General features: G+C 70.2%; 4 protein-coding genes. 3 read left to right on the top strand and 1 reads right to left on the bottom strand.

The annotated features are described in order from the left end of the window. Window positions 1-273: 273 nt before the first annotated feature. From CSC76_RS18640 to CSC76_RS18630, 3 genes are all read left to right on the top strand, one after another. Complete coding sequence (locus tag CSC76_RS18640) at window positions 274-2,397, top strand: M13 family metallopeptidase (RefSeq protein ID WP_162111456.1); 2,124 nt, start codon at window positions 274-276, stop codon at window positions 2,395-2,397. 110 nt (window positions 2,398-2,507) lie between these two features. Beyond that, window positions 2,508-3,101: an RNA 2',3'-cyclic phosphodiesterase gene (gene thpR / locus CSC76_RS18635; RefSeq protein WP_162111455.1), complete on the top strand. Its 594-nt coding sequence runs from the start codon at window positions 2,508-2,510 to the stop codon at window positions 3,099-3,101. Between the two features lie 181 nt (window positions 3,102-3,282). Next, window positions 3,283-3,720 carry a hypothetical protein gene (locus CSC76_RS18630; protein WP_162111454.1) on the top strand — a complete coding sequence of 146 codons (438 nt, stop codon included), beginning with the start codon at window positions 3,283-3,285 and terminating at the stop codon, window positions 3,718-3,720. Between the two features lie 45 nt (window positions 3,721-3,765). Here CSC76_RS18630 and CSC76_RS18625 read toward each other — a convergent pair. Further along, window positions 3,766-4,698: tetratricopeptide repeat protein (locus CSC76_RS18625; RefSeq protein WP_162111453.1), on the bottom strand; the 933-nt coding region annotated here is incomplete at its 5' end.

The following is a 4,698-nucleotide window of genomic DNA, read 5'->3' as shown; positions in this document are numbered from 1 at the left end:
TTCCTGCACGGCGACGGGGGCGGCGCTGGCGGCGGCCGGATCGCTGTCGGCCTCGGCGCTGTCGATCACCCCGGCGGGCGCGCGGACCGGCGCCGCGGCCGGTACCTCGCTGGCCCCCGGGACCTCGTAGGCAGGGCGCAGTTGGCAGGCGACGCCGGCGGCAAGCAAGACCGAGGCGGCCCCCACCAGGGCCAGGGGCCCGGCGCCACGCCGCGGTGGGACCGGGCCCCCCCGCGCGCGCGGCGCGCCCGCACCTGTCCACGGAGATCCGCCTTGAAGAAGACCCTGTTGTCCGCCGCCACCCTGCTGGCCCTGGCCGCCGCCGCCCCGCTGGCGGCCCACGAAGACCGCGCATGCCTGGATGACGCCTGCACGCTGCAGTCGCTGTTCGCCGAAGCCGACGCCGGTGGCGCGGCGGCCGCCGGCACGACGATCGCCGCTAGGCGCTTCGGCAGCTGGGGCATCGATACGGCGGGCATGGACCGCCAGGCTAGGCCGGGCACGGATTTCTTCCGCTATGTCAGCGGCACCTGGGCCGATACCACCCAGATCCCGGCCGACCGTTCCAGCTACGGCGGCTTCGCCATCCTGCGCGACCTGTCCGAAGCGCGCCTGCGCGTGCTGGTGGAAGGCTATGCGCTGGGCGATCCGGCCACCGGTGGGGACGCGGCCAAGATCGCGGCGCTGTACCGGGGGTTCATGGACGAGGCGACGATCGATGCGCTGGGCGCCAAGCCGTTGCAACCCGTGCTGGCCGACATCCGCGCGGCGACGGACAGGAACGCGCTGGCCAGGCTGATGGGCCGACGCGGCAACTTCTACGACACGTTCTTCAACCTGGGCGTCAGCGACGACCAGAAGGATCCGGACCGCTACACCCTGTACCTGAGCCAGGGTGGCCTGGGCCTGGGCGACCGCGAGATGTACCTGCGCGAGAACTTCGCGCCGCAGCGCGAGCGTTACCAGGCCTACATCGCGCAGATGCTGCAGCTCGCGGGCTGGGACAAGCCGCAGGAGAACGCGAAGGCGATCCTGGCGCTGGAAACCCGCATCGCCGAGGCGCACTGGACGCGCGCCGAGAGCCGCAACCGCGACAAGACCTACAACCCGCTGGCGATGGCCGAGTTCGCGACGAAGTCCCCGGGGTTCCCGTGGGCGGACTTCTTCACGGCCGCCGGCGTCGAGGGCGCCGGCCGCGCCGTGGTCCGTCAGGACAGCGCCATCCCGAAGATCGCCGCGATCTTCGCCGACACCGACATCGCCACGCTGCAGGCCTGGCAGGCCTTCCACGCGACCGACAATGCGGCACCGCTGCTGTCGAAGGACTTCTCGGTGGCGCAGTACGAATTCCGCGACAAGTTCCTGTCCGGCCAGCCGCAGCAGCGCGAGCGCTGGAAGCGCGGCGTGGCCTTCGCCGAATCCGCGATGGGCGAGGCGATCGGCCGCGACTACGTGAAGCTGTACTTCCCGCCCGAGGCCAAGACGAAGATGGATGCGCTGGTCGCCAACGTGAAGGCGGCCATGGGCGCGCGCCTGGACACGCTGGCCTGGATGAGCCCGGCCACCAAGGCCGAGGCGCACGCCAAGCTGGCCGGCTTCGGCCTGAAGATCGGCCACCCCGACACATACCGCGATTACAGCGCGCTGGTGGTGAAGAACGGTGACCTGTTCGGCAATGCGCAGCGTGCCGGCCAGTTCGAGTGGGATTTCCGCCGTGCGCGCATCGGCCAGCCCGTGGACAAGGGCGAGTGGGGCATGACCCCGCAGACGGTCAACGCGTACTACAACTCGGTGAAGAACGAGATCGTATTCCCGGCCGCGATCCTGCAGCCGCCGTTCTTCGACCCGGATGCGGACCCGGCCGTCAATTACGGCGCCATCGGCGGCGTGATCGGCCACGAGATCATCCACGGCTTCGACGACCAGGGCCGCAAGTCCGACGGCCAGGGCGTGCTGCGCGACTGGTGGACGGCCGAGGACGCGGCCAAGTTCGAAGTGCAGGCGGCCAAGCTGGGCGCGCAGTACGAGGCGTACGAGTTCCCGCAGCTGCCGGGCATGCGCATCAACGGCCGCGTGGCGATGGGCGAGAACATCGGCGACCTGGGCGGCCTGACCATCGCGCTGGAGGCCTACCACCGCTCGCTGGGCGGCAAGCCGGCGCCGGTGATCGACGGTTTCACCGGCGACCAGCGCTTCTTCATGGGCTGGGGCCAGGTGTGGCGCACCCTGTGGCGCGACGATGCGCTGCGCCAGCAGCTGGTCAACGGCACGCATTCGCCCGGCCACATCCGCGCCTTCGCGCCGCTGCGCAACATCGACGCGTGGTACGACGCCTTCGGCGTGAAGCCCGGCGACCCGCTGTACATCGCCCCGCAGGACCGCGTGCGGATCTGGTGATGCGGTGAGGGCAGAGAGGCGGGACGCGCACGTCCCGCCTGCCGCGGGTTGCACGGCATGGACATCGCGCCGATGATGCAGGCCATCGTCGTCCCCACGCCGTTTGCGTCATGCCCGCCACATCCGCGTCATCCCAGCAAGGCGATCTGTTCGGCGGCCCGCAGCCGGGCCGGTTGCATCGCCTGTTTTTCGCGCTCGTGCCATCGCCCGGCGAATGCGCGGCGCTGCGGCACCGGGCCGAAGACCTCAAGGCGGACTATCCGCAGGCGCGCTGGGTGCGTCCGGAGCGCTACCACCTGACCCTGCATTTCCTCGGCGAAAGCGAGGGGCCGCGCGAGGACCTGGTGGCCTCGGCGCGTGAGGCCATGCGCGACTGGCAACCCGAACCGCTGGGAATCACCCTGGACCACCTGCTGTGCCTGGGCAATCCGAAGAACCCGGCCCTGACGCTGGCGGCGCTGCATCCGTCGCCGGCGGTGGTGGCGTTCTGGCGCGGGTTGCAGCAACGGCTGCTACGGGCGGGCTTCCGGCAACCGCTGGGCCGCAGCTTCGTGCCGCACCTGACCCTGGCCTATGTCCCACCGCGCACCGCGCCGGTGGACGTGACGCCGGTGGTGCTGCATCCGCAGGCCGTGCACCTGCTGCAGGGGATCGAGGGCGAGCCGGACTACCAGTGCCTGGGCGAGTGGTCGCTGGCGGATTAGCCCGGCGCGCAGGGCGGCGTGGCGCGATGCGGGGTGCAACGGCGTAATACAGGGTCGCCCCCGGGATGCGTTCGTCGGCCGGGCGCCGGATTCCTCTGCGGGCATGGCCGATGCAGGATGCCGCGCCGCGTTCAGCTGGGCACCCGGAATCATCCGGCGAGCATCCAACGAGGAATCCGACATGAAACGCTTGCCATTGCTGTGGGCGCTGCTGCTGTGCGCGCTGTGCCTCCCCCTGTCCGCGCAGGACCGCAGTTATACCGAAGGGCCGGTGATGGAGGTCACCGCGGTCAAGGTCATGGACGGCCAGTTCGACCACTACATGACGCACCTGCAGGGGCCGTACAAGCGTGTCATGGAGGCGCAGAAGGAAGCCGGCATCATCCTGGACTACGCGGTGTACTCCACGCAGGCGCGCCGGCCGGACGAGCCGGATCTCTACCTGACCGTCGTGTATCCGAACATGGCCGCCTTCGATGGCCGGCGCGACCGGTCCGAAGCGGGGTCCAGCAGGGTCACCGGACAGAGCACGACGCAGGCAAACACCGCCTATGCCGATCGCGGCAGGATGCGGCAGATCCTGGGCAGCAACCTGATCCGCCAGTTGAAGCTGAAATAGTTCCTCGTGGGGCTGCGCCCGAGGGCGCGGCCCCTGTCGGGCCGCTCAGCGTTCGCCCGCGCGCAGCACGTCCAGCTTCGCCTGGTAGAGCTGGCGGGTATCGCCCTGGCTCAGTTCGCGTGCCCGCGCGAGCGACCTGCCGGCGCGCCGGCTGTCGCCCAGCAGGAAGTCCGCGCGAGCCAGGCCAAAGTGGAAGCGGTGCTCGCTTTCGTGCAGCGCGATGGCCTGCCGGTAGTGGCGGACGGCACGTTCCCGGTCGCCATCGCGCTCGAAGCCGGTGGCCAGCAGGAAATGATGGAACGGGTCGCGCGCCTGCACCGCATCCAGCCGGGCCTGCAGGGGCCGCACGGCATCGTGCTCGCCCGCACGCTGATGGAAGGCCACCAGGTTGAACAGTGCGCCCGGATGGTCCGGATCGAGCGCCAGTGCGTGGCGGTACGCCTGTTGCGCGCGCACCCGGTCGCCGTTGCGCAGATGCATCACGCCGACATTGCTCCAACTGGTCGCATAGCCCGGGTCCAGTTGCAGGGCCATCCCGGCGTGGCGCAAGGCGTCCTGGACCGCGCCGTGTTCCAGCAGTTCGGCGGCGCGGTTGTTGTAGTAATGGGCGACCAACCGCTCATCGCGGATGGGGTGGGGCGGCCTGCGGGTGATGACTTCATCCCAGGCCACGTCGATGGTCAGCTTGCGTCCGCGGATGCGCACCCCGGCGTTGACGTGCTGCGTGCGGTAGAGCGTGTCCTGGTCCCGCCGCCAGGCCAGTGTTTCGTCGATCTGCTGGCCGTAGGCCTCCAGCCCCGCTTCGCGCGCCAGGACCACGGTCAGCAGGGTGAAACTCATGCAGTTGGCCTTGCGGGTGGCGTAGGCCTGGGCCACGGTATGGTTGGCGGCCGCGTCGTAGGTCATGCCCAGTCCCTGCGGACTGAAGAGGAAGTCGACCATCCGCTCCAGCAGCGGCTGCGGCGGCCGTGGGTGCTT

The sequence above is a fragment of the Pseudoxanthomonas mexicana genome, assembly GCF_010093385.1.
GTDB classification, from domain to species: Bacteria; Pseudomonadota; Gammaproteobacteria; order Xanthomonadales; family Xanthomonadaceae; genus Pseudoxanthomonas_A; species Pseudoxanthomonas_A mexicana.
The sequence above is the reverse complement of the archived record's forward strand: the minus strand, read 5'-3'. Positions and strand labels throughout refer to the sequence as shown.

Coding starts and splice junctions, on each gene's coding strand:
- thpR (WP_162111455.1), top strand. CDS start 2,508: ATGCCCGCCACATCCGCGTCATCCCAGCAAGGCGATCTGTTCGGCGGC.
- CSC76_RS18630 (WP_162111454.1), top strand. CDS start 3,283: ATGAAACGCTTGCCATTGCTGTGGGCGCTGCTGCTGTGCGCGCTGTGC.